Origin of the sequence: Desulfobacter sp. (assembly GCA_028768545.1) — a bacterium.
In the GTDB taxonomy this organism is placed as follows: Bacteria; Desulfobacterota; Desulfobacteria; order Desulfobacterales; family Desulfobacteraceae; genus Desulfobacter.
In genome coordinates, this window is the sequence record CP054838.1 from 1,594,239 (window position 1) to 1,617,888 (window position 23,650).

The window sequence follows — 23,650 nt, forward strand, 5'->3', positions numbered from 1 at the left end:
TTCCGCAAAATACCGATTTTGTCTGATCCGGGTCCTATCCGATTGACATTATTATCTTTTTTCTGTATAGTCCTGGCCTTTAAATGACCTGTTATAAATTGATGAGGAAACCCCATGACCGACAATAAAGAGAACGACAAGATAGAGAAAACCTCTGAGATACCGCCTGAGCAGATGAGCCTGAAAACTAAGTTCAAGTTTAAATGCCACAAGGGTGTGAGTTGCTTTACCGACTGCTGCCGGGGTATTGATATCATGCTCACCCCCTATGATATTTTAACCATGCGCAAAAAGCTTGACTTGAGCTCTGAAGAATTCCTGGCGGTTTTTACCACCCCCCAGATTCTTGAAAAGGCAGACATGCCCGTGGTTACCCTCAAGATGCTGGACGATGAGCGCAAATCTTGTCCCTTTGTAGAGGACAAGGATGGGTGCGTGATCTATGAAGACCGCCCCACCACCTGCCGCTACTATCCTCTGGGGGTGGGGGCTTTGAGTCATTCCGGGGAGCAGGGCGAAAAGGATGAGTTCTTTTTTACCGTAAAAGAAGCCCATTGTAAGGGGTTTGAGGAAGATCAGGAATGGACTGTGGCCGATTGGCGAGAAGACCAGGGCGTGGACCTTAGGGATGAGGTCAATGACGGCTGGCTGGATCTCATGGTCAGGAAAAAATCCTTGCCCCCGAGCATGAAGCTTTCCGAGCAGGCCAAGCAGATGTTTTTCATGGTCTGTTACAATATAGACAAGTTCAAGACATTTGTCTTTGAATCCACCTTCCTTTCCCGGTATGAGATTTCCGAAGAAGAGATTGAAGAACTCAAAGCTGATGATGTTAAATTGCTTCAGTTCGGGTTTGAATGGCTTAAGGCGACTTTTTTCCATGCCGGTGAGGAAAAGTTCAAGGCAAAAGAGGAAAAATAATCCCTTTCATTTATAGGGGATGTCTGGCAAAATGCGGCCTTCCCCGGTAAGAGTATAACAAAGGGCCATGGATGATCATCCATGGCCCTTTGTTGTTGTGGGTTGGTTTTTTAAAGGTCAAATTTACTAAGACGCCGGTTTAATACTCATACCAGAGTGCGTCGTGGGCCTTTTCATCGGCCAGCCGCGCATCAATATCCACATTGAAAAAATCTGCCACCGGTGCAAAAATTTCAGGGGTTGCGTCCTGAACCTGTTTCATGGTGGTCAGGATTTTATGGAATCCTAGTTTTGTCATTTTACCCAAAGGTTTTCTGCAAGGGCCTGAAGGCATGCCCAGAATCTGCATCATGGTTTTAACGGGCAGCGGATTCCGGGCACGGCAGGAGACAGGTCCGAAGGCGCAGGTCTCCTGGGTGGTTACCACCACAAGATCCAGCAGGGGGCTTAAGGCGGTCTGGACGTCTTGGGCCTCTTGGGTTTTTCCCTGGTTGATCAGGGTGACAAGCTGTGTCATGGCTTGGGGAGCGATATTGGACATTACAGAGATGGCACCGCAGACCCGGATCTCCGGATCTGTCATCACCTGATGCACCAGGGCGTCATCTCCGGAAAAAATGTTAAACCGCTCCCCGCAGAATTTTCGGGTCAGTTTCATATTGGCAATATCTCCGGTGGCCTCTTTGACCGAACTGACATTGGGGCAGTTTTGGGCTAGGATGGCCAGATCCTGAGGCAGCATCTGGGCACCTGTCCTGCCCGGAATGATATAGGGCACAATATCCAGGTCTGGATATTTTTTTGCCACTACCTGGTAGTATTCCTGCCTGATCTCAAGGGAGGAAGGACCATTATAATAAGGATCCACCATGAGGATGGCATCCACCCCTTCTTTTGCGGCATGGCCTGCAGCCACGATGGCCTCTTCGGTGTTGTTGGAGCCGGTTCCTGCGATGCATTTGCACTTGCCCTTTGTCTGTTTGGCGGTCAGGGCAATGACATGGTCATGCTCTTTCCATTTAAACGTCGGGCTTTCACCGGTGGTGCCGGTGGCTAAAATTCCGGTGATGCCGTTTTCCATTTGAAAATCAATGAGCTGGGCCAGACCTGTCTGGTCCAGGTCGCTTTGAGATGTAAACGGTGTGACGAGTGCTGTGTAGCATCCTTGTTCCATAATCCTAAGACTCCTGAAATTTAATCATCTATTGCTCTTTGTTTAGGCGGGTCAAGACCAGGTGCTACCATAGTTTGGGTAATCGCTTCAAGCAATAATATTCCCGTTGTATGGATTTAAGACCTTGACACTTGTGCCGAGTAGACTAATATATAAGATTTTAGTCGAAAGACAATACATAAAACGTTTTTATCTTACGGAGTTAACTATATGTCCGAGATCCAGAGCCAAAAAAGTCTGCCCAAAAATGCAGACGAGCAGATTGCCATGTTACGGAATGCCCTTGCCCAGAATACCGAATGCGGGACCACCCATTATAACCTGGCCGTGGCCCTGATGGGAAAGCAGGAGTATACAGAAGCGGAACAGGTACTTCATGACGCCCTTGAATGCAGTCCTACCCTGGCTGAAGCCTATGTGCTTTTAGGGGGGATCTGTCTCCAGAGAGGCGACCTTGAAGGATGCTTTAGGTTTAACCAGCGGGCAACAAAAGCCCGTGCCGGGTTTGCAGAAGGGTATGGCAACATGGCCTTTGTCCTTCTGCAGCTGGTCGACGGCAAGGATGAAAAAGAGGATGAGGAAAAGGTAGACAAGGCCATCAAGAATCTTAAAAAGGCCATTATCCACAATAAGAATTTTGTCCAGGCCTTTACCACCCTGGGGACAGCCTATTTCATGAAAGGGCTTGTAGAAGAAGGGATAAAAGCCAATCTTGAAGCCCTGGAAGTTCAACCTCAATTTCCCATTGCCCACAATAATCTGGCAGTGGCCTATCTTCAAAATAAAGATTATGAAAAAGCCATCCTTCACTGTGATAAGGCAGTAGAGCTGGGGTTTGAGGTGGCACCCGATCTTTTGAAGGAACTGGCCTCCCACCGGAATTCATAATCGTTTGCCAGGGTGTATTCTCCATCTTTAAAACTAAGCGGATGCAGGATTTTTATTGACATGGGGTAACAGAAATTCTATATCTGCAATGTTATTTTGCTTAAACTGTTTATTTTAAAGCGGGGATTAAAATATAACCGCTTGAAATGACATGGAAATGAACTATTGAATGAAAAGTTTGGAAAACCTTTTCATTAAGTGATTGTAAATTAACTATTAACGGAGGTAAGTAAATGGCAAAACATGAGACTCCTTTCTTGGACCAGTTGGAATCTGGTCCGTGGCCTAGCTTTGTCTCTGACCTGAAACAGCAGGCTGAAGTCAGAGCAAAGAATGAAAAAGGTGTTGAATTCCAGATTCCTCAGGATTGTGTAGACGATCTTCTGGGCGTTGTGGAACTTTCTTACAAACATGGACGTACCCATTGGAAACATGGCGGTATCGTAGGTGTTTTCGGTTATGGTGGTGGTGTTATCGGTAGATACTGCGATCAGCCCGAACTTTTCCCTGGTGTTGAACATTTCCATACCATGCGGGTCAACCAGCCTGCAGGTAAATACTACACCACTGAATACTTGAGGAAATTGACTGAACTGTGGGACTTCAGGGGTTCCGGTGTGACCAATATGCACGGTGCAACCGGTGATATCATCCTTCTGGGAACCACAACTCCCCAGCTGGAAGAAGTGTTCTATACATTGACCCATGATTATAACCAGGATCTGGGTGGTTCAGGTTCCAACCTGAGAACCCCTGCCGATTGTCTGGGTACATCACGCTGCGAATATTCCTGCTATGACACAGCTGCACTCTGCCATTTTCTGACCAACGAGTATCAGGATGAGCTGCATCGTCCGGCATTCCCCTACAAATTTAAATTTAAATTTGACGGCTGCCCCAACTGCTGCGTAGCATCCATTGCACGTTCCGACATGTCCTTTATCGGTACCTGGAAAGACGACATCCGTATTGATCAGGATGCGGTTGCAAAATATGTGGAAAATGATGCTGCCTATCCTGCAAATGCTGGTGCTTACAAGGGTTCAAAAGACTGGGGTCCCTTTGACCTGGAAAAAGAAGTTCTTTCCCTCTGTCCCACCAAGTGCATGAAGTACGAAAACAAAAAACTCTCCATTGATACGGCCAATTGTACCCGCTGCATGCATTGTATCAATGTTATGCCTCGCGCTTTGAAAATCGGTAAAGAAACCGGTCTTTCAATTCTCTGCGGTGCAAAAGCACCCATCCTTGACGGCGCTCAGATGGGTTCTCTGCTGGTTCCCTTTATCGAAGTCAATCCTGACAACGATTACGAAGCAATCACAGAAGTTATTGAAAACGTCTGGGATTGGTGGATGGAAGAAGGCAAAAACCGTGAACGTCTTGGTGAGCTGATCATGCGTCAGGGTTTCCAGAAACTTCTGGAAGTAACCGGTATCGAAGCCATGCCTCAGCATGTACAATACCCCAGAACCAACCCCTATATCTTCTGGAAAGAGGATGAGGTTGAAGGTGGTTGGGAACGTGACGTTGAAGAATACAGAAAACACCATCTTAGATAGGAAGGGAGAATCATAATGGCATTTATTTCTACAGGTTATAATCCTGAGAAACCGATGGAAAACAGAATCACTGACATCGGTCCGAGAGACTATAACGAATTTTATCCTTCTGTAATCGCAAAAAATAAGGGTAAATGGTCCCACCATGAAATCCTTGAGCCGGGTGTCCTGGTTCATGTTGCTGATTCCGGAGACGAAGTATACACTGTAAGGGTCGGCGGTTGCCGCCTCATGTCTACCACTCACATCAATGAAATCTGTGAGATTGCTGACAAACATTGTGACGGTCATGTTCGTTTTACCACCCGTAACAATGTTGAGTTCATGGTAGATTCCAAAGATAAGGTAGAGCCCCTGAAAAACGATCTGGCCTCCAGAAAGTTTGAAGGCGGTTCCAATAAATTCCCCATCGGCGGTACCGGTGCCGGCGTAACCAACATCGTTCATACCCAGGGCTGGATCCATTGCCATACCCCTGCAACAGATGCTTCCGGTACAGTAAAAGCTACCATGGATGCCCTGTTCAGTGATTTCCAGGACATGAGACTTCCTGCACAGCTGAGAGTTTCCATGGCCTGCTGCCTGAACATGTGCGGCGCGGTTCATTGCTCTGATATCGCTATCTTGGGATATCACAGAAAACCGCCAATGCTTGACCATGAATATCTGGACAAGGTCTGTGAAATTCCTCTGGCCGTTTCTGCCTGCCCCACCGCAGCCATCAAACCCAGCAAACAGACTCTGGCCGACGGTACTGAAGTAAAATCAGTTGCTGTTAAAAATGAACGCTGCATGTACTGTGGTAACTGCTACACCATGTGTCCTTCAATGCCTCTTGCTGATACTGAAGGTGACGGTATTGTTCTTATGGCCGGTGGTAAAGTTTCCAATAGAATTTCCCAGCCTAAGTTCTCCAAAGTTGTTGTGGGCTTCCTGCCCAATGAAATGCCCAGATGGCCGTCCATGACAGACGCCATTACCAGAATGGTTGAAGCCTACGCCTCTGGTGCCAACAAGTACGAACGCCTTGGCGACTGGGCAGAAAGAATCGGATGGGAAAAGTTCTTTGAAGTATGTGAACTTGATTTCACCCATCATCTGATTGATGATTTCCGTCAGCAGGCTTACATGAGCTGGCGTCAGTCCTCTCAGTTCAAATTCTAATTAAACTTTTTTGTTTAATTGGTCTTTTGAACCATAGCTGTAAATTAAAGGATGGGCCGGAGAATGTTGTGTTCTCCGGTTCATCCCTTTAAACGCAAAGGAGTTTACCATGAGCGATCTTCTTGATGATAAAGAAGCTGCACGGAAAGCGGTTACTGACTGGCTCGCAAAGAAGTCCAAAACCAAAACCAAATTTTACATTAAAGATTTCTATAAAATTTTTCCCGATGACAAACCCAGAATGATCAAAAAGGTTGTCAATAAAATGGTTGAAGATCAGATCCTTGAGTTCTGGTCTTCAGGATCCACCACCATGTACGGTCTTAAGGGTGCTGGTATCCAGCATTCCTCTGAAGGCGAAAACTAAGAAAGAAAAAGCATATCCATGACCGTCAGTAGGGAAAACGTCCCTGGAGTTGTCATAGCCGGCCTCAGGGGGGGCGCAGGAAAGACAATAATATCCCTTGGGATAACTGCCGCATGGAAAGCGAAAGATATAAAGGTTGCTTCCTTTAAGAAGGGACCTGATTATATTGATGCCGGCTGGCTGTCACGGGCAGCCGGCAGCCCCTGTTATAACCTGGACACCTATTTATGTTCACCCACGGTGGTTCAGTCCTCTTATCTAAGACATACTCAAAATAATGACATCGCTGTTGTAGAAGGCAATCGCGGCCTTTATGACGGGATTGACCTTGAGGGGTCCACCTCTACCTCCGAATTGGCAAAACTGTTGAATCTGCCTGTTCTTCTGGTGCTTGACTGCACCAAGAGCACCCGGACCATGGCGGCCCTGCTTATGGGGTGTATGAATTTTGATCCGGATATCCAGATTTGCGGGGTGGTGCTCAACCGGGTGGCCGGCAAACGCCACGAAAAAAAAGTCCGGGACAATATAGAACGCTTTTGCCGGGTGCCGGTCTTTGGGGCGGTACCGAAATTGACCCAGGATGATTTTCCCGAACGCCACATGGGGCTTGTGACTTCAGAAGAGCACAGTTTTTCACGAAAGGCTCTGGAGGCTGCAAAAAGGGTGGCAAGGGAAAATATTGATCTGGACGGACTCTACCGTTCTGTGGTTAAAACCTGCTGTTCGAACCCGCCTGGGCCTAATTTCTGTGCATCTGTCGCCCAAAAGGAGAATAAACAAGGGGATAGCAAGGTCACCATCGGTATTGTCAGGGATTCAGCCTTTCAGTTTTATTACCCCGACAATCTCGAGGTCCTTGAAGCTTTGGGCGCAGACCTTGTATTTATCAGCCCTCTTTCCCAGGAGTCAATACCCGAAGTGGATGCCATCTACATGGGGGGAGGGTTTCCCGAGACCCATGCTCCGCAGCTGGCAAAAAATAAGGGGTTCCGGGAGAGCCTGAAGGCGCTGTCCAGGAAAGGGATGCCCATTTATGCAGAGTGCGGGGGCTTGATCTTTCTGGGTGAAAGCATTCAGCTGGAGGGCCGGGTCTATCCCATGTCAGGTATTTTGCCGGTACGGTTCGGTTTGTCACCAAAACCCCAGGGCCATGGGTATACCGAAGTGAAAGCGGTGGTTGAGAATCCCTTTTATCAAGTCGGTGAAGTGATCAGGGGGCATGAATTTCGATATTCCAAAATTCTTTCCATTGATTATGATGATGATCAAATGGCCTTTAAGATGATGCGGGGCAAGGGGATCCTTGAGAAAAAAGATGGCTTTTTCACGGATAATACCTTTGGAACCTATACCCATACCCATGCCCTGGGAGCAACTTCCTGGGCGTCTTCGTTGATTTCCAAGGCCCGAGAATACCGCTGCCGATAATTTTTTTTGCCCAAGTCCTTTGGGTAAAAAACCTGGATTGTTTTTAAATAAAAAAGGGGCACCTTCGTTTAAAGATGCCCCTTTTGTCGAATACTTTGAATGCGTTAATTACATTTTTTTATGGCAGTCTCCGCATTTGGTTCCGGCTTCAACTTTCATTTTTTTGTGGCATCCAACGCAGTTTTCATGCATTGCTGCTTCAAGCTGCAGAATATCGACCGGTTTTTTCTTGTAAACACCCTGAAAGGTTTTGTCTTTTTTAACGGCTTTTACCCGGTTGTGGCACTCGTCACATTTTTGAACATCATCCCCTGCTTTAAGATCAGCTAGGGGTTTACCGTCTTTATCATGATGGCAGTCGCCACAGGTCAATTTATACTCTTCGGAATGCTTTTTGTGGGTAAACTGAACCAATTGGGTCGGTTTTTTTGCTTCGGGGCTTTTTTTGCGTTTTTTAATGACTTTGCTTTCCATTGTCACAACATCACCAACTTCAGTGCCTGCCTGAAGACCGGTTGCCAGGAAAATCACGGCAATTCCTGCTGCCAACAGTAGCGTGATCAGTTTTTTGTTCATACCTCTTTACTCCTTTAATGATTACAATTTATTTTGCCTCTTTACCGGTGAATCTCACCGGTAATATATAAAACTGTCTCTATTTTTTCCCATAAGAATGGAAAAAAGTCAATACCTAAGGCCTGGTTTACCAGCCTTTGAATCTCTTATTGAACCTATTGGTTTTCAGGTTCCTGGTCTTTCTCATCCTCTTCTGATACCGCTTTTTTACCAAAGACTTTTGCACCGATAATACTGATTTCATAGAGGACCATCAGGGGCAGGGCCATCATGATCTGGGTCACCACATCCGGCGGGGTAATCAGTGCCGCCCCCACAAAGAAGAGTAAAAGGGCATATTTTCTGTTTTTTTTCAAAAACGTCACATTCACAAGCCCCATCCGGGCCATGAAAGTTAATACCAGGGGCAGTTCAAAAACAAATCCAAATGCCAGGAGCATTTTTGATGCAAAAGAGAGGTACTCTTTCATGGACGGCATGGCATGGATGGTTTCCGTGGCAAAGCCCAGGAAAAACTGAAATCCATAGGGAAAGACAATAAAATATCCAAAGGATGACCCCACCACAAAAAAGAAAATGGATAAAACAACAATGGGTATGAGGTATTTTTTTTCGTTTCGGTACAGCCCGGGTGAGACAAACATCCAGAATTCATAAAAAAGCACAGGGGTGGCCACAATAATACCGGTGAGCAAGGAGACCTTAAGATAGGTGAAAAAGGCTTCAGGCAGGCCTGTGAATATCAATTTGGCATTCCCTGCTTCTGCCATGGCCGTAACCAGGGGAGCCGTCAGAATTTCAAAAAGTTTTTCCTTGAAAAAATAAGCGCCTAAAAAACCAACGCCCACAGCAATAAAGGACCGGACCAGGCGATCCCGTAATTCGCCCAAATGTTCTGTAAAAGGACTTTTACCCTCGTCGTTGCTCATGATAATTTCGTTTCGGCTCTCTTATTTTGGGGTTGCAGACCCATTGTCAGATGAAAACCCCGCATCTGGGTTTGATGTCTCGGCGTCAGTAGCCCGGGTCTGGTTTGATGCCTCAGAAGATTGGGGGGTGGCCCGGTCAGTCTCAGGGGACGTGTTAGGTTTTCCAGAAGATGGGTTTTTAGACTCTGGTTCAGAGTCCGTGTTGATATCCTTGATGACTTCTTTAAGACTTTCTTTGGGCTGAGGGTCAATGTCCTTGACCGTGGTTTCTATATCAATGGATCGTTTAAAATCCTGGGCAGACCGTTTGAATTCTCCCATGGCCCGGCCCAGTGTTTTGGCCAGATCCGGTAATTTTTTCGGCCCTATGACAATCAGGGCGATGGCCAGAATCAATAGAATTTCAGGCATTCCAAGACCAAACATATGAAATAATACTCCTTTATTGCAAATTGCTTTTAACTGAACCTGTTGATTTTACACTGAACCTGTTTGGGTGTCAACCTACTCAATCCTTTTTTGGGGCTCTTTTTCTCGGGGGTCTTCGATTGCCTTTATAGGGCCTTTTTCCTTTGGGTCCAGGTTTTGCTGACCTTGGATGGCGAGGTTTGGGCGGACGGGGGGCCGGCTTGGGAAGCTGAGCTTCTAATGCTTTTGTCGGGTATTCGCAGGATACCTTGTGTCCGAGCACCTCTTCAATTTTGGGAATCTGGAAAGAACTCATTTCATCGGCAAAACTGATTGAGGTTCCTGTGGCTCCGGCTCTCCCGGTTCTGCCGATGCGGTGAATATAATGTTCAGGTTCAAGGGGCAGGTCATAGTTGACCACATGGCTGATATTTTCGATGTGAAGCCCACGGGCTGCCACATCCGTTGCCACCAGGACATTGAGTTTTCCATTTTTAAAGCTGTTGAGCACCTTAAATCGTTTATCCTGGGAAACATCCCCGGATAAAACACCGGCGTTCTGTCCGTACCTGGACAGCTTGTCCGATAGAAATCTTGCCGTATCCTTGCGATTGACGAAAATAATGACCCGTTTGAGGTTTTCACTTATTAGCAGGTTACAGACGTTCTTGAATTTATCCTCTTCAGTGGTCAGGTATACAATCTGGTTGATGGAATCCGCAGCCGCCTGTTCGGGATCTATTTCAATACGGACGGCTTGTTTTGTCCAGGAATCTGCCAGGCGGAGGACCTCATCTGTCAGGGTGGCGGAAAAAAACAAGGTCTGGCGCTTGTCTTTATGGGGGGTCATATAGATCAGGCGGCGGACATCGGGTATGAATCCCATGTCGAGCATCCGGTCTGCCTCGTCAATGACCACAATTTCCACTTGAGACAGGTTGATCAATTTTTTGGATATAAAATCAAGAAGCCGCCCGGGGGTTGCCGCAATAACATCGGCAGGTTTTTCTGTCAGCTGGTTTTGCTGCTTTTGATATCCTGTGCCTCCGTATACGGAAACAATCCTCAGATGGGAATATTTGGCCAGGCCTTTAAAGTCCTTTTCAATCTGGTAAACCAGTTCCCTTGTCGGGGCCAGAATCAGGGCCCTGGGAAATCCTTTGGTCCGTTTAATGGGTTTGCGGGTAAACTGGTTGATCAGGGTGATGATAAAGGTGGCACTTTTTCCGGTTCCGGTCTGGGCTTTGGCTGTGGCATCCTGTCCCTTGAGGGTTAAGGGGAGCATGCGGGCCTGGATATCGGTGCAGAATTGAAATTTTAAATCTTTTACTGCATGCATAAGGCCTAAGGGAAGGTTTAAATCATGAAATCTGGTTTTCCCTTCCTGGGGGTCTACCTGGAAACTTTCCAGGCTCCAGGGTTTCTTTTTTGGCCGGGGTGGCCGCTTTTCAGGCAGGTCCGCTGCTCTCTCAACAGTTTTCTTGTTTGGTTGCCCTTGAGTCTTCTTTGGCAGAATCTCCTTTTTTAAAGGAGCTTCTTTTAAGGTTTCTTGGGAAGTAGAGGCGCGGTCCGCTGATTGTCCGGGGAGCAGGTTTTGTAAAAATCGTAATAATCGTTTCAATAGTATTTTAAATTTTCTGTTTATGGGTGAATATAAAGACTGCCTGTCAGTAATTAACAGACAGGCAGTCTTTTGGGAAGCAAAATTTATTCCATTTGCTTTGTTTTGGGAGGGTTACCCACCGGCAATCAGGGGCAAAAGCTGTACTATTGAGCCGTCTTCAATCCGGGTGTGGTCAAATCGGGGGCTGGATATCAGCCGCCCGTTGACTCTCACCACAGAGACAAATATTGAGTTTTCAACCTCTGCCAGCAGTTGGGTAATGGTCATGCCCTCCTGCCAGTCCATGGGTTTGTCGTCCACCTGGATCATGGGATCTCTATTCCACTCCGTTTTGTTTTAAGACCTCAAGGACTTCGGGGAAATCAATGCCCAGGCGCTTGACGGTTTTTACCGTGGGGATGCCATTGGGTGTCCATCCCCTTCGATCGTACACGGCATCCTTGAGCAGTTCGTATTGTTCCTCCCGTCTGGCTCTGAGAGCCGCTACCTTGGCCGCGGTATCCATGGCTGAGATGTCCATTTCATATTTATCCCTTAATTGGTCATCATAGCGTTTGGACCGGGATTTGTACTCTTCTTGGGTCACAGGACCCATGGCGCGGTAGGGCAGGGTATCGTGTTCTCTGGTGCCATATCCCATTTTCAGGTTGAATACCCGCTGGAAGTTATATACGGCCTCACTCATGACAATGAGGTCGTCCGGGGTGACTTTTTTTCCGGTCACGGCTGAAAAAAAATCCGCGTACCATCCAACATGTTTGGCGACTTTGGCCGGTTCCGAGGTGTTTTTATTGTCTTCAGGCACAATGTCGTTCCATGGCAGTTTGCACAGTCCGCAAAGGCCGAACCAGGTTCTGAACATGGGAAACCAGTGCAGGGCCTCGGCTTTGTTTTCAAAGGTGGGCATGAAGTTGTGGACCATGTCCAGGAAAATCAGCCAGGCTTCATCATGCTGGGGGCCTTTGAGGGCAAGGCCGTATCCTCCCTGCTGGGCCAGGCTTTCCTTGGTAATGTATTCTGAAAATTCAAGGCCTTTGGATTCCATGCCGATATCCTGCATGAATTTGGGGTCTGCCCCGAAATCCCGTGCAAAGATTTTTTTCATTTTCCGGATTCCCTTGCCCACAATAGCCCCGAAACCATCCCCCTGGGCCATCTGATGTATGAGCTCAAGGGCGTTGAACCGGTTGCCAAAGCTTAGATTCATGCCTTGGGTATCTTTAATGGTGATTTGTTCGTTTTCAAAGCATTCCATGACAAAACCGATGGAGGTGCCAACGGAGATGGTATCAAGACCGTAGGCGTCGCAGTAAAAGTTGATTTCAAGAATGGTTTGGGGATCAAAAATCCCCAGGTTTGATCCGCATCCGGCAATGGTTTCATATTCAGGTCCGTCCACAAATACTTTTTTTCCCCGATACGGCCCTGTAAACGGTGAAAAGTCTTTTACCCCGTGGGCACAGGCCACGGCGCAGCCTCTCCAGCATCCGTCAAACCCCTTGTCAAAGATATGTTCAAACACCTCTTCTCCTATGACTTTGCCTTCAGGATGGGAGCCGAACTTGAAATTGTGCACGGGCAGACAGTCATGGTCATTCATAATGGGAACCAGGTGGGTGGTGCCCACAACGGACATTCTGTTTTGTTTGCCGTCCAGGGTGTTGATTTCTCGGGCATGGGCCTTGGTTACTTTTTTGAGAGCCTCAGGGTCTGCCGGGGCATTGGCTTTCATGGAAATCGCTCCAAACCTGGCCACCACCGCCTTGATGTTTTTATCGGCAAATACGGTGCCGATACCTCCGCGGCCGGCCTGTTTGTATCTGACCATTTTTCGTCCCGCATCCCACCAGGAGAAATTCAGACAGCCGAAATAGGTGTTTTGAGCCCCGGGCCCGGCGGTGACCACCGAGACGTTTACCGGTTTTTTTTCATCAAAATGCCGGGTGAGTACGTCTGACATTTCATAGGCATCTTTGGGCAAATCTTTTGCCTTGAAGATTTTGATCTGGTTTTCAATCCCGTCAATGAGAATCACCCGGTCTTCATCGGCTTTGCCGTCAATCTGAATGACATCAAATCCTGAAAATTTTTTATAGGGACCAAAGTATCCCCCGACATTGGAGTCAATGGGGGCAGCGGTGAGAGGCGAAATGGAGGTGACAATGCTTTTTCCTCCCCCTGGGTACCCGGGGGTGCCGCCAAGGGGGCCTGATGAAATACAGATCGTGTTTTCAGGATCGTTCCATTGGGTCGTTCCTGAAACCGCATTCCACATCAGCCATAGGTCGTATCCCTTGCCGCCGATGAATTTATCCTTGATTTCTTCTTTTATGGGGATGATCTCGACCTGGCTGGTGGTGAGATTGACCCGGAGTGATTGATCTGTATATCCCTTTTTTACCCCGCTCCTCTCATAGGATACGGCTTTGATTTCATTAAGACTGATTTGACCCATTTTTTCGCTCCTTAGAAATCCTGCATTTATTTTGTTAAAATGATCATGTTGTGGACTGGCAAAATCCACAGGTTTAACAACAGATTATACCATATTAGAATTTCAAGGTATAGAAAGATCTCCCTTGACAACACTAATGGTTAAACCATTGGTATGTTATTCTCCTTTTTTTGTCAACCAGGCCTTGGCTGGTTTCCATATGAGGATTTTACGGGAAAAGGCAAAAATTCTTGACTTTTCGGGTGTTTCACAGTATTAAGCTTATGGAAAATAACGTGTAGCCAAGGTGGTTAGAATGCTGATTGTCGCCAATTTTTTTGAAGCTGTTGCTGTAGTCTTAGACTATGCCTTAACATTGTACATGTGGATCATCATTGCAGGTGCGGTATTGTCCTGGGTGAGTCCGGATCCGTATAATCCCATTGTCCGATTCATACATCGGGCCACAGAACCTGTCTTCTACCAAATCCGCAAGCGGTTGCCCGTGAATTTTGGCGGAATGGATATCTCACCCATTATTGTCATTTTAGTGATTATTTTTCTTCAAACCTTTGTCGTGAACAGCCTCCACGGGCTGGCGCGCTCTATATAATTAACCGTAAAAAGGGAGTTTTTATGGGGGTTACACCGCTGGTTGTCAAACAAAAGGAATTTTCGACTCGGTTCCGGGGGTTTGATGTACAGGAAGTGGATACCTTTCTTGAAGAGGTTGCAAGGGAATTGGAGTCCCAGGATCGTGCCATTGAATCGCTGGGTCAGGAAAAGCACCGGCTGGACCTGGAAAACCAGGGGTACCGGAAGCGGGAAGATTCCATGAAAAATGCCATGATCCAATCCCAGAAGGTTTTGGATCAGATGAAGGATAATGCAAAAAAATCTGCCCAGGTCGTGATTGCCAATGCAGAGGTTGAAGCGGAAAAAATTTTGAACAGGGCCCATAAGCGGCTTTCACAGCTTCACAGTGATATCACGGAGCTTAAACGCCAGCGGATCCAGCTTGAAATGCAGATCAGTTCCGTTCTTGAGTCCCATTCCAAACTTCTTGAAATGACCAAGGAAGAAAATAAGGCTGCGGACGAATCCGATGCGACCTTGGAATTCATCCGGCCGGCATAGTACATTCAAGTCCGGCCAAAGCCTATGAAAATAGCCCTGAGGGCCAAGAGCACAAGAGTTGGTTGTTTGAAATTGTCCTGCCTGAAATTCGCATCCAGGCGTTAGATTCAGGCCGTCCCCCTTAATTCTTTAACTATTATAGGTGTGCCAATGGCTGAGATTGATGCCTTTTTTAAACTCATGCATGACCAGGGAGCCTCGGATCTTCATTTAAACGCCGGTCAGCAGCCGGCCCTGCGTCTTGACGGGGATATTGAGCGGATTAAGTATGATGAACTCACCTCTGACAAGCTTCGGGGCATGCTCTATGAAATCACTTCCCAGGAAAAAATCAAGGTTTTTGAAGAGACCGGGGATGTGGACTTCGGGTATGAAATTCCCGGACTGGCCCGATACAGGGCCAATTATTTTATGCAGAAAAACGGTATTGCAGCCGTGTTCCGTGAAATTCCGTCCAATATCCTGACGGCAGATCAGCTGGGGTTGCCGCCTGTGATTTCCAAGCTGGCAGATTTGCCCCGGGGCCTTGTTCTGGTTACAGGCCCCACAGGATCCGGTAAATCCACCACCCTGGCCGCCATCATCGACCAGGCCAACAAAAGCCGTAAAGACCATATTATCACGGTTGAAGATCCCATTGAGTTTGTTCACAAGAGCCATAATTGTATTGTCAACCACGGGGAAGTGGGACTTCATACCCAAACCTTTTCCTCTGCTCTGCGCGGGGCCCTGCGTGAGGATCCCGATATTATCCTGGTGGGCGAGCTTCGGGACCTTGAAACCATCTCTCTGGCCATAGAGGCGGCATCCACGGGTCATTTGGTCTTTGGCACCCTGCATACCTCCAGTGCGCCTAAAACTGTGGACAGGATCATTGAGGTCTTTCCCAGCTCTGAACAGGCACAGATAAGATCGACCCTTTCAGACGGTCTCAGGGCCGTGGTGGCCCAGGTGCTGTTCAAGCGGGTGGACCAGAAAGGCCGGTGTGCGGCATTGGAAATTCTGGTGGCCACCCCTGCGGTTCGAAACTTGATCCGGGAAGCCAAAACCCACCAGATCCCCTCGATGATTCAGACGGGTAAGCAATACGGGATGCAGCTTTTGGATGATGCCATCATGGATTTGTATAAAAAAGGATGGATCAGTCCGGACGAGGCCTATTCAAAGGCGAACAACAAGGGGCTGTTCAGACCCTTTCTCAAGAATGCGCCTTCGGATTTTACTGAAGCCTGATAGATACAGGAGCCTGGCATGAAAAAACAGCAGATTGACCATATTCTGAACCGGATGCTCGATTCCCACGACAATGTCTCGGATTTGAACATTACCCCGGGAAAGCCTTTGCAGGTGGAAAGTTCTGGCCAACTGGCAGAGGTTAAAATTCAGCCGGATTTTAGTATCCTCGACCCCTTTTCAGACCGAAGTCTTTGCCTTGAATTTGATCAATAATGACCGGAAACTGACCGAAACCCTTCTTCGGGAAGGCTCTTGCGACCTTTCCTATCAATTGGGAACAAGGGCACGGTTCAGGGTGAATGTCTTTTCCCGTTCAGGCAAGTACTCCATCGTGCTAAGAAAGCTTGAAACTCAGATTCCCACCATTGAAAGTCTGAATCTGCCCAAGGCCTTTCTGCCCATGGCCGAAGAAAAGAACGGCATTATTTTTGTCACCGGTGCCACAGGCTCTGGTAAGTCGACCTCACTGGCTGCCCTGCTGGACAGGATCAACGCGACCAAATCCGTTCACGTCATTACCCTGGAAGATCCCATCGAGTACCAGCATCCCCAGAAGAAATCCACCTTTAACCAGCGGGAGCTGGGTATGGATTTTGATACCTTTGCATCCGGGTTGAGGGCGGCGCTTCGCCAGGCCCCCAAGGTGATTCTCGTGGGGGAAATGAGGGATCGGGAAACCGTTGAAATCGGGTTATCTGCTGCGGAAACAGGCCATTTGGTTCTGTCCACCCTTCATACCGTGGATGCCGGCCAGACCATCAACCGTGTGCTGGGCATGTTTTCCACGGAAGAGGAAAAACAGATTCGGATTCGCTTGGTAGATACCGTGCGCTGGGTGGTGGCCCAACGGCTGCTGCCCAAGGTCGGGGGCGGGCGTGTGGCGGCCTTTGAGATCATGGGCCCCAACCTGAGGGTCAAGGATACCATCCTCAACGGGGAATCCGAAGGCAAGACCTTTAACGATATCATCACCACAGGCAAGGCCCAGGGCATGATTTCCTTTGACGAGTTTATCATTTCCCTTTACGAAGAGGGCAACATAGAAGAGGCCACAGCCATGGCCTATGCTTCCAGAAAAGATATTGTCGGCCGGGGCCTTGATTCGATCAAGAGTTCCAGGGGTGAGTCAACCACAGGGATCGATTCCCTGGAAATTGACAGAAGCTACAAGGGAGACAAATGATGAATATCACATGCCCGCACTGCAAAACAAAATTAAACCTGCCCGACGATAAAATTCTAAAAGACCGGAACGCCTCATTTAAATGCCTTCGATGCCGGGAATCGGTTCCCATAAGAGCATCCCAGGGCTCAATACCGGCAGAGCCCTTGCCCGGGGTGAAGCCGACCGGAACATTTCAAGGGGGCGACCTTGACCAGGCCCTGGTCTGCATGTCTTTGTCCAATACCCGGGAAAGGGTTGCCGAAGGGATTCAGCAGGCCGGTTTTTTTGTTGATATTCCTGAAAACTCATCCCAGGCGCTCAAGCAGCTTGAATATCGGATTTATCCGTTGATCGTGGTGGATGAAGCCTTTGATAGGGACAATAAAATGGCAGGTCACTTGATAGAGATGGATATGTCTGTCCGCCGTAAAATATGCCTGGTGAAGATCTGTTCGGGGGTTGAAACGGGAAATGCCATGGCAGTCCTTCATTCAAGCGTTAATTTTGTGATCCAGTCCAGGGATCTGGAACAGGGAGATGATGCCCTGATCCGGGAGATGTTGGTCAGGGCCATGGCTGACCACAATATCTGTACACCATCTATAACGATTCCATGAGGGCCGCTGGCAAGGCATAGACCCGATATGATGCAAAACTGGTATGACCCGTCAGGACCGAGGGAAAGATTTCAGCGCTCTTTTTCTGTTTTAAACTTGGCAATTATTGTGTTTACCCTGGTTCTCCTGGCTTCGGAATTCAGGTTTGACTGGTGCGAAACCCTTGCGGGCCGGTTTTTGATGTCCGTTAATGAGAACCGGCCTGAAATCGGCGGAATTTGGGATTCCGGCCGTCATCTGGTCAATGCCCGCCAATCCATAAATCAAATGATTCTGCGCAAGGAAACGGCAAGGGAGAATGTCCGCAAGTCCGATTCATTTGAGGCCCTTGCCAAGGACCTTGGCCCGGGGGAATGGGTGAACCTGGACAAGGTCAGGTTTAAACAGCTCTATCTTTCTTTGGCCCGGGAAATGCGCATGTTTCTAATTGAACCGGCACGGCTGGTCTGGTTGCTCAACGGCAATGCAACCGACCGGATTTTTTGCGAGGGTCAACCTTTTGGTCTCAAAGTCTATTTTATCGATTCCAATAACCGGGTGATAGATCAGGTTGATCTGGATACCCGGAAAATGGCGGCCCTGTCCGGCCAGGCTTTTTTTCAAGGTACACTTGATGCCCTGCCCGGGTTTTCAGGCCGGATCTATGATGCAGCCCCTTTTTTTAAGGCGGTGTTCAAGCTGCCGCCCAATATGATGCCGGACCTGATTCAGAATGGGGACAGCCTTTTTGCCCAGAGCGGAATGCTGACCCGGGTGGGCGTTTGGAATACATCAGAACACGGGTTTATTCGCCTGGGATTTGAGTTTATCTATATGGGCGAGACCCGGGTGGTTCAGATCAAGGCAAGGGAGTGGGCCGTCTGGCAGCTGAGCCTTATTCTCAAGGGAGAAGGGGTTTGAAACCTTTTGTTTTTTTTGGGTCTGCCATCCGCACCCTTTTTTTTCTGGCGTTGTTTGCTCTGGCACTTGGATTGGTTTTGGGCGGGGGGCTGGTCCTGACGGTGTCACAGGATCTGCCGAAACTGCCCACACCCTTGAACCGGATTATTGAAACGCCCCAGAGTCTTATTTATGCGTCCAACGGCCAGGTGCTCATCGCTCTTGGAGAACGAAAAGCAATTTCCCTGGATATGGTTTCCCCTGATTTTCTCAATGCCATTGTGGCCACTGAAGATCATTTGTTTTTTGATCACCACGGGATCAATAAATTGAGAACCCTGAAAGGTTTGTACATTACCCTGTTCAAGCCGGGCCAGGTTCAGGGGGCTTCGACCATCACCCAGCAATTGGCGAAAAATCTGTTTTTCAGCTTTGAAAAATCCTGGTATCGCAAGTTCAAAGAACTGCTGGTGGCACTGCAGATAGAAGCGGCCAATACCAAGGAAGAAATTCTTGAGGCCTATGTTAATCAGATCCATTTTGGGGCAGGGACCCAAGGAATTGAAAAAGCGGCCCAGACCTTTTTTGGAAAATCCGCCATTGACCTGGATCTGGCCGAGGCCTCTCTTTTGGCCGGCCTGCCCAAGTCTCCCAGCCAATACAATCCGTTCACCCATTATGATCGGGCCCTTGCCAGAAGATCGGTGGTTCTGGGGCGGATGACTGCCCTGGGATTTATTTCCGCCCAAGAGGCTAAAACCATTGATTTAACCCGGCCCATGCTTCATCAGGGAAGGCGAGATGCCAGAACCGGCAGTTATTTTCTGGACGCATTGATTCATGATTTGATCCAGGCCTATGGCGAAGATGTGGTGTTCCACGGTGGGATAAAGGTGTATTCCACCCTGGATCCGAGGCTTCAGGCCATGGCGGAAACCTCGATGACCAAAGAGCTTGACCGTTTGGATACTATGATGGGGCTTGCTTTGGATGCACCAGAAAAACCCCAAGGCGCACTTGTGGCCATTGACACGGCCAGCGGCGGGGTCAAGGCCATGGTCGGGGGAAGAAATTATTATCTAAGCGAGTTTAACCGGGCCATAAAGGCCCGGCGTCAGCCGGGAAGCGGGTTTAAACCCTTTCTTTACTATGCTGCCTTTCAAGGGAAAGGGTATCATCCTGCCACCCGGGTGGTTGACAGACCGGTCTCGATTCCTGTTGCAGGTGCCCCGGACTGGTCGCCTGAAAATTTTGAACACCGTTATGGCGGCCCCATGATTTTGAAACAGGCCCTGATTTCATCGGTAAATACCATTGCCGCCCAATTGGTTGAGCAGATTGGGCCGGAGGCTGTGATTGATGTGGCCAAGGCCTGTGGCGTTAAGAGTCCTCTGGAAAACGTCTATTCAGTGGCCCTTGGCACCTCCGGGGTAACGGTTTTTGATATGGCGGCAAGCTTTTCTGTTTTTGCCAACCTGGGAGTTCGCCGGCCGCCTTTTTTATTCTGGCGGATCGAGGATGCCAGGGGCCGGGTGATTTTTGAACATATTGTCAAAGAGTCCAGGGTGCTTGATCCTGCCCTGGCATTCCAGGTGGTGGACATGATGTCAGGGGTGGTGGACACAGGTTCCGGACGAACGGTGCGCAAACTGGGGTTTAAGCGGCCTGCCGCCGGGAAAACAGGAACAACGGATAATTATAATGATGCCTGGTTTACCGGGTTTACCCCTTCCTTGTCCTCTTCTGTCTGGGTCGGATTTGACCGGAAAAAAATGCTTAAAAACAAAAGAGGGGGCGGGATTACAGGGGGCCGGGGGGCTGTTCCCATATGGACGGATTTCATGGGCCGGGCGCTTGCAGGCGAACCTGTAAGGGGGTTTGGGGTGCCCTCCAATATTCGGTTTGAAACCGTGGATGGTGTCACAGGATGTCCCGTGGTCCCGATTCTTGACCCAGGTTCCCAGAGGGGGATTCCGGAACAAGGGCCAGGCCAGAATCATGGGGTCCACACATTGAAGGTGGCCATGAAAACAGGCCAGTCATTATGCTCGGAGGATAAAAATGCGCCGCCTCCTTAGACATTTCAGCGTGAGATTCTGGCTGTTAACCCTGATGGCCCTGCCACTCTCTTTCTGGTCCCTGCCCTGGCTGAAAACCTGGTTTGAAACGGTCCCGGTTCTTTTAATATTTGCCGGCCTATTTGTTTTGATGGGCATCTGCCTGGGGCTGGGTTTGGATTTTCTGGGCACTGCCCGGTTAAAAAGCCTGGTACGGGAGGGAGAACTCTGGGAGCATGCCGGTATCATGGCCCGTGCTGAAAAAAAATACATCCAGGCCCTTGGCATGTTTGACAGCGTCTGGGTATCCCCCTGGGCCGGTCGAAGATGCGAACCTATTCTGACCCGTGCGCTTGGGCGGTTTTTTTTGAATGGGGGAAGTCGGCATCCGGGATTTAGGATGGCAGCTGATTTTAGCCTTAGGGCCAATCCCGGGGACAAAACCCTGGCAATGCTCTGGCTGGCCCGTTCCGGTGCTGCGGGCAGGGCTGACGGTCAGGTTCAGTCGGTGTTGACGGCCCTGGCCGATGCCCATTATGATGATCCTGATATGGCATTGGCATTGGTCGGTCCGTTTTTGGACCTTGGCCGGGTGGATTATTCTGCCAGGCGGCTTTACCAGGGCTTTTTTGATGGGCCTGACGTTGTAGAAAAGGATGGGGCAGGGGCTTTAAAAGAGATCCGGGCCAGGATTGATACCCTTGTCGGGGACCATGAAATGCGGTCCGGGCAGCATCTTTCGTTGAAATCTGACCCGGCCGCGGCCCCGGTTTTTGGGAAATATCAGACTGGGACGGGTCAGGGGCTGGATGAGATTGAGATTCAAAGGGAGCTGGGCCCAGACTCTCTCGGTCAGGTGTCCGGGCAGCCAGTGTCGGTATCAGCCCGTATCAAAGGGCGTATTAAACGATGTTGGGCGGCAATCAGTGGCGTTCTGAGCCAGATCAAGCAAGGGGGGGTGACCCGATTTAAACAGATCCGGAAAAAAGAAAAATTAGGCCTGTATTTTCGGGCCGGAGTCATGGGACTGATGGGGATCTGGCTGATTTTTTTTGTTTTTACCACCCTTTCCCATATGTTCAAGTCCACCCAGCCGCCCGGACAAAAGATCCATGTTTTGATTCCAAAAAAACTGACCATTCAGGTGGCCGCCTATCTCAAGCTCGTCCATGCAGAGCGTTATGCCGCAAGCCTAAAAGACAAAGGGATAGAGGCACACATTAAAAAAACCAAAGGCGGGGGTAAAACCTGGTATCTTGTGCGGGTCTCCTCATTTACAGACAAAAAAACTGCAGCAGATTTTGGAAACCGCCTTAAAGATCAAAAGATTATTGAAGATTTTTTTGTGAGCAATAAATAATTGCCCCGGCTTTGGCGACCGGGGGACTTGCTTATAGATTCACCACCTTGTCGGCAAGCTGCATGGCGGTGACAATATCCAGCATATTGGTGGTCTGGCCCACCGCTTTTTTCTCCATCAGACTTAGATGGGTCAGGCAGGTTCCGCAGACCAGGATCGTAATACCATCGGCCTCAAAGGCCTTAAGTTCCTCTATTACGGCAGATTCCTCAATGGCAAGTTTTACCCCGCAATTGACAAAGACCAGGCGCCAGAGATCCTCTCCCATTTCCTTGAGGGTTTTGATGAAGTTGATCATAAGCTTGCGGCCAAGCTCGTCATCCTCTTTGCCAAGGGTATCGGCGGAAATCATCACCATGATTCGCTGGGCGGGATCGGGGTTATCTTCACCGGTCAGGGCTGGTCCTGAACTTTGATTTGCCTGGGATATATCTCCATGGGCCTCGTCCCTCAATCCTTGGACAGTGGAAGACCTGCCGTCTGAGTTCACGCCCACCTCAAATCCGTTGTAGGATAAAAACCGGCTGACATTTTCCACTGCCGCGTCATTGTCAACAATGACCCTGATCTGGGTGAGCCCTTTTTCAGTTTCAATGCAGTTTTTTGTTTCTAGTACCGGGGCCGGGCAGTCCATATTCCTGCAATCAATCTCTTTTTTCATCTTTGTCTTTCACCTGTGGGTGTTAATATAATTTTGATACGTCAGCGACCTTATCCGTTATTTTTCCTTTGAACGCCGGGGAAAGAACAAGGGCGTGGTAAAATCTTATTTTTGCAATTGTATGGTAAGGGTGGACAGGGATGAAGTCAAATTGGGATCTCCAATACAAAATGGAATCTGGATTGAAATAATAAATACCTTAAGGTGTGGCTCGGTGATGTGTTTTGAAAAAGAGGCGGGAACCGAGGATGATAAATCTTGCTTGTAAATCCTGTTTTTAAAAATATTTAAATTAAAAGATTTTGGGCCGGTCTGTTGGCTTCCCCTTGGGATGTGTTATTTAAGGCGCTTTGGGCTTGATAGTTTTTCCCAGCGCCTTGATTCCTGCAATGGAAAATTGGGTGATATGATCTGCCATTCGGTTGATTAAGTCCTGGTCAAGGGGCTGGCCCAAAAAATAGGCCATGTCCCTGGGATTGATGGTCAGCAGGCTCCGGCATTGACTTGAAATGTTCAGTTCGCAGAATATAAGGGTTTCACGGTCCGGGGTTTGTCCCATGATGTTTTGGATAATCTGGTGAAGTTTTTGCCGGTTGGGTTGGATTTTATCGTACCAGGCATCCTGGATCAGTCCGGTGGGATTGACCAGTTCCATCATATAAAGCCGGCTGAAAGCGCCTTTTTCTCCGGTATCGGTGAACTTGTTCATCAGGTTTTGAATATATTTTTGAAGCTGTTCCTGGGGAGAACAACCCTCCATGTCGGCAAATAGAGTCTCTCCAAATCGGTCAACTGAATATTGCCAGGACTCAATATAAAGCCCTGCTTTATCTTTGAAATAATAGTTGATTGATGCCTGGTTGGCGCAGGCTTGCTTGCAGATATCCGCCACCCGCGTCTTGGTGTATCCGTTTTGGGAAAACATTTTACAGGCTGCGTTTAACAGTCGTTTACGGGTTTCTTTGCCATCTCCCCTTTTTGCCATTTTTTTTTGCCTTTTTTCGGGTCAGCAGGTCCTGGTGTTTACAGATCTGAATTTGTGCAATTTTAATAATTTGAC

The 23,650-nt window shown here is 48.5% G+C and carries 21 protein-coding genes and 2 pseudogenes; 14 read left to right on the top strand and 9 right to left on the bottom strand.

Annotation, left to right across the window (positions count from 1 at the left end; translation table 11 throughout):
- Positions 1-114 precede the first annotated feature (114 nt).
- Positions 115-921 (top strand): YkgJ family cysteine cluster protein, encoded by an 807-nt coding sequence (locus tag HUN05_07660; protein ID WDP85029.1) that lies wholly within the window; start codon positions 115-117, stop codon positions 919-921.
- A 139-nt stretch (positions 922-1,060) separates the two neighbouring features.
- Here the strand turns inward: HUN05_07660 and dapA are convergent, their stop codons facing one another.
- The gene (dapA, locus tag HUN05_07665; protein WDP85030.1) at positions 1,061-2,095 is read right to left on the bottom strand and encodes a 4-hydroxy-tetrahydrodipicolinate synthase; all 1,035 of its coding nucleotides are present in this window, start codon (positions 2,093-2,095) and stop codon (positions 1,061-1,063) included.
- 210 nt (positions 2,096-2,305) lie between these two features.
- On the opposite strand from dapA, the gene HUN05_07670 reads away from it, so the two are divergent.
- The 5 genes from HUN05_07670 (at position 2,306) to HUN05_07690 (ending at position 7,507) form a co-directional block, all read left to right on the top strand.
- Positions 2,306-2,983, top strand: coding sequence for a tetratricopeptide repeat protein (locus tag HUN05_07670; GenBank protein ID WDP85031.1), 678 nt, complete (start codon positions 2,306-2,308; stop codon positions 2,981-2,983).
- A gap of 233 nt (positions 2,984-3,216) precedes the next feature.
- The gene (gene dsrA, locus HUN05_07675; protein ID WDP85032.1) at positions 3,217-4,545 is read left to right on the top strand and encodes a dissimilatory-type sulfite reductase subunit alpha; all 1,329 of its coding nucleotides are present in this window, start codon (positions 3,217-3,219) and stop codon (positions 4,543-4,545) included.
- A 15-nt stretch (positions 4,546-4,560) separates the two neighbouring features.
- Positions 4,561-5,709 (top strand): dissimilatory-type sulfite reductase subunit beta, encoded by a 1,149-nt coding sequence (gene dsrB / locus HUN05_07680; GenBank protein WDP85033.1) that lies wholly within the window; start codon positions 4,561-4,563, stop codon positions 5,707-5,709.
- A 109-nt stretch (positions 5,710-5,818) separates the two neighbouring features.
- Positions 5,819-6,076 (top strand): dissimilatory sulfite reductase-asociated protein DsvD, encoded by a 258-nt coding sequence (locus HUN05_07685; protein ID WDP85034.1) that lies wholly within the window; start codon positions 5,819-5,821, stop codon positions 6,074-6,076.
- A gap of 18 nt (positions 6,077-6,094) precedes the next feature.
- Positions 6,095-7,507 carry a cobyrinate a,c-diamide synthase gene (locus HUN05_07690; protein WDP85035.1) on the top strand — a complete coding sequence of 471 codons (1,413 nt, stop codon included), beginning with the start codon at positions 6,095-6,097 and terminating at the stop codon, positions 7,505-7,507.
- A 108-nt stretch (positions 7,508-7,615) separates the two neighbouring features.
- Here HUN05_07690 and HUN05_07695 read toward each other — a convergent pair whose 3' ends face one another.
- From HUN05_07695 to HUN05_07720, 6 genes and pseudogenes are all read right to left on the bottom strand, one after another.
- Positions 7,616-8,083 carry a cytochrome c3 family protein gene (locus HUN05_07695; protein WDP85036.1) on the bottom strand — a complete coding sequence of 156 codons (468 nt, stop codon included), beginning with the start codon at positions 8,081-8,083 and terminating at the stop codon, positions 7,616-7,618.
- A gap of 155 nt (positions 8,084-8,238) precedes the next feature.
- On the bottom strand, positions 8,239-9,012 hold the full coding sequence (gene tatC / locus HUN05_07700; GenBank protein ID WDP85037.1) for a twin-arginine translocase subunit TatC: 774 nt from the start codon (positions 9,010-9,012) through the stop codon (positions 8,239-8,241).
- A gap of 249 nt (positions 9,013-9,261) precedes the next feature.
- A pseudogene (gene tatA / locus HUN05_07705) lies at positions 9,262-9,438 on the bottom strand (twin-arginine translocase TatA/TatE family subunit).
- A gap of 82 nt (positions 9,439-9,520) precedes the next feature.
- The gene (locus HUN05_07710; protein WDP87970.1) at positions 9,521-10,936 is read right to left on the bottom strand and encodes a DEAD/DEAH box helicase; all 1,416 of its coding nucleotides are present in this window, start codon (positions 10,934-10,936) and stop codon (positions 9,521-9,523) included.
- 219 nt (positions 10,937-11,155) lie between these two features.
- Entirely contained in the window at positions 11,156-11,353 is a 198-nt protein-coding gene (locus tag HUN05_07715; GenBank protein ID WDP85038.1) for a MoaD/ThiS family protein, read from the bottom strand.
- Between the two features lie 7 nt (positions 11,354-11,360).
- Positions 11,361-13,499: an aldehyde:ferredoxin oxidoreductase gene (locus tag HUN05_07720; protein WDP85039.1), complete on the bottom strand. Its 2,139-nt coding sequence runs from the start codon at positions 13,497-13,499 to the stop codon at positions 11,361-11,363.
- Positions 13,500-13,794: 295 nt separating this feature from the next.
- Between HUN05_07720 and HUN05_07725 the strand changes: the two genes are divergently transcribed.
- The 8 genes and pseudogenes from HUN05_07725 to HUN05_07760 all read left to right on the top strand — a co-directional run bounded on the left by HUN05_07725 (position 13,795) and on the right by HUN05_07760 (position 21,929).
- Positions 13,795-14,091: a YggT family protein gene (locus HUN05_07725; protein ID WDP85040.1), complete on the top strand. Its 297-nt coding sequence runs from the start codon at positions 13,795-13,797 to the stop codon at positions 14,089-14,091.
- Positions 14,092-14,114: 23 nt separating this feature from the next.
- Complete coding sequence (locus HUN05_07730) at positions 14,115-14,615, top strand: DivIVA domain-containing protein (GenBank protein ID WDP85041.1); 501 nt, start codon at positions 14,115-14,117, stop codon at positions 14,613-14,615.
- Between the two features lie 150 nt (positions 14,616-14,765).
- On the top strand, positions 14,766-15,848 hold the full coding sequence (locus HUN05_07735) for a type IV pilus twitching motility protein PilT (protein ID WDP85042.1): 1,083 nt from the start codon (positions 14,766-14,768) through the stop codon (positions 15,846-15,848).
- Positions 15,849-15,866: 18 nt separating this feature from the next.
- A pseudogene (locus HUN05_07740) lies at positions 15,867-17,034 on the top strand (PilT/PilU family type 4a pilus ATPase).
- A complete protein-coding gene (locus tag HUN05_07745) occupies positions 17,031-17,633 on the top strand; it encodes a zinc-ribbon domain-containing protein (GenBank protein ID WDP85043.1) in 603 nt (200 codons plus the stop codon). Before HUN05_07740 ends, HUN05_07745 begins: the two are co-directional and overlap by 4 nt.
- A gap of 27 nt (positions 17,634-17,660) precedes the next feature.
- Positions 17,661-18,533, top strand: a complete 873-nt coding sequence (locus tag HUN05_07750; GenBank protein ID WDP85044.1) for a hypothetical protein — start codon at positions 17,661-17,663, stop codon at positions 18,531-18,533.
- Positions 18,530-20,590: a PBP1A family penicillin-binding protein gene (locus tag HUN05_07755; protein ID WDP85045.1), complete on the top strand. Its 2,061-nt coding sequence runs from the start codon at positions 18,530-18,532 to the stop codon at positions 20,588-20,590. The genes HUN05_07750 and HUN05_07755 overlap by 4 nt, the downstream gene beginning before the upstream one ends.
- Positions 20,574-21,929 carry an SPOR domain-containing protein gene (locus tag HUN05_07760; GenBank protein WDP85046.1) on the top strand — a complete coding sequence of 452 codons (1,356 nt, stop codon included), beginning with the start codon at positions 20,574-20,576 and terminating at the stop codon, positions 21,927-21,929. The genes HUN05_07755 and HUN05_07760 overlap by 17 nt, the downstream gene beginning before the upstream one ends.
- Before the next feature lie 31 nt (positions 21,930-21,960).
- Here HUN05_07760 and yedF read toward each other — a convergent pair whose 3' ends face one another.
- Both yedF and HUN05_07770 read right to left on the bottom strand, forming a co-directional pair.
- Positions 21,961-22,590: a sulfurtransferase-like selenium metabolism protein YedF gene (yedF, locus tag HUN05_07765; GenBank protein ID WDP85047.1), complete on the bottom strand. Its 630-nt coding sequence runs from the start codon at positions 22,588-22,590 to the stop codon at positions 21,961-21,963.
- Between the two features lie 340 nt (positions 22,591-22,930).
- On the bottom strand, positions 22,931-23,575 hold the full coding sequence (locus HUN05_07770) for a CerR family C-terminal domain-containing protein (protein WDP85048.1): 645 nt from the start codon (positions 23,573-23,575) through the stop codon (positions 22,931-22,933).
- Positions 23,576-23,650: the final 75 nt, after the last annotated feature.

What these genes read in the sequence shown, in the direction of transcription:
- HUN05_07660 (WDP85029.1), top strand. Translation starts at nt 115, where the DNA reads ATGACCGACAATAAAGAGAACGACAAGATAGAGAAAACCTCTGAGATA.
- dapA (WDP85030.1), bottom strand. Translation starts at nt 2,095, where the DNA reads ATGGAACAAGGATGCTACACAGCACTCGTCACACCGTTTACATCTCAA.
- HUN05_07670 (WDP85031.1), top strand. Translation starts at nt 2,306, where the DNA reads ATGTCCGAGATCCAGAGCCAAAAAAGTCTGCCCAAAAATGCAGACGAG.
- dsrA (WDP85032.1), top strand. Translation starts at nt 3,217, where the DNA reads ATGGCAAAACATGAGACTCCTTTCTTGGACCAGTTGGAATCTGGTCCG.
- dsrB (WDP85033.1), top strand. Translation starts at nt 4,561, where the DNA reads ATGGCATTTATTTCTACAGGTTATAATCCTGAGAAACCGATGGAAAAC.
- HUN05_07685 (WDP85034.1), top strand. Translation starts at nt 5,819, where the DNA reads ATGAGCGATCTTCTTGATGATAAAGAAGCTGCACGGAAAGCGGTTACT.
- HUN05_07690 (WDP85035.1), top strand. Translation starts at nt 6,095, where the DNA reads ATGACCGTCAGTAGGGAAAACGTCCCTGGAGTTGTCATAGCCGGCCTC.
- HUN05_07695 (WDP85036.1), bottom strand. Translation starts at nt 8,083, where the DNA reads ATGAACAAAAAACTGATCACGCTACTGTTGGCAGCAGGAATTGCCGTG.
- tatC (WDP85037.1), bottom strand. Translation starts at nt 9,012, where the DNA reads ATGAGCAACGACGAGGGTAAAAGTCCTTTTACAGAACATTTGGGCGAA.
- HUN05_07715 (WDP85038.1), bottom strand. Translation starts at nt 11,353, where the DNA reads ATGATCCAGGTGGACGACAAACCCATGGACTGGCAGGAGGGCATGACC.
- HUN05_07720 (WDP85039.1), bottom strand. Translation starts at nt 13,499, where the DNA reads ATGGGTCAAATCAGTCTTAATGAAATCAAAGCCGTATCCTATGAGAGG.
- HUN05_07725 (WDP85040.1), top strand. Translation starts at nt 13,795, where the DNA reads ATGCTGATTGTCGCCAATTTTTTTGAAGCTGTTGCTGTAGTCTTAGAC.
- HUN05_07730 (WDP85041.1), top strand. Translation starts at nt 14,115, where the DNA reads ATGGGGGTTACACCGCTGGTTGTCAAACAAAAGGAATTTTCGACTCGG.
- HUN05_07735 (WDP85042.1), top strand. Translation starts at nt 14,766, where the DNA reads ATGGCTGAGATTGATGCCTTTTTTAAACTCATGCATGACCAGGGAGCC.
- HUN05_07745 (WDP85043.1), top strand. Translation starts at nt 17,031, where the DNA reads ATGATGAATATCACATGCCCGCACTGCAAAACAAAATTAAACCTGCCC.
- HUN05_07750 (WDP85044.1), top strand. Translation starts at nt 17,661, where the DNA reads ATGATGCAAAACTGGTATGACCCGTCAGGACCGAGGGAAAGATTTCAG.
- HUN05_07760 (WDP85046.1), top strand. Translation starts at nt 20,574, where the DNA reads ATGCGCCGCCTCCTTAGACATTTCAGCGTGAGATTCTGGCTGTTAACC.
- yedF (WDP85047.1), bottom strand. Translation starts at nt 22,590, where the DNA reads ATGAAAAAAGAGATTGATTGCAGGAATATGGACTGCCCGGCCCCGGTA.
- HUN05_07770 (WDP85048.1), bottom strand. Translation starts at nt 23,575, where the DNA reads ATGGCAAAAAGGGGAGATGGCAAAGAAACCCGTAAACGACTGTTAAAC.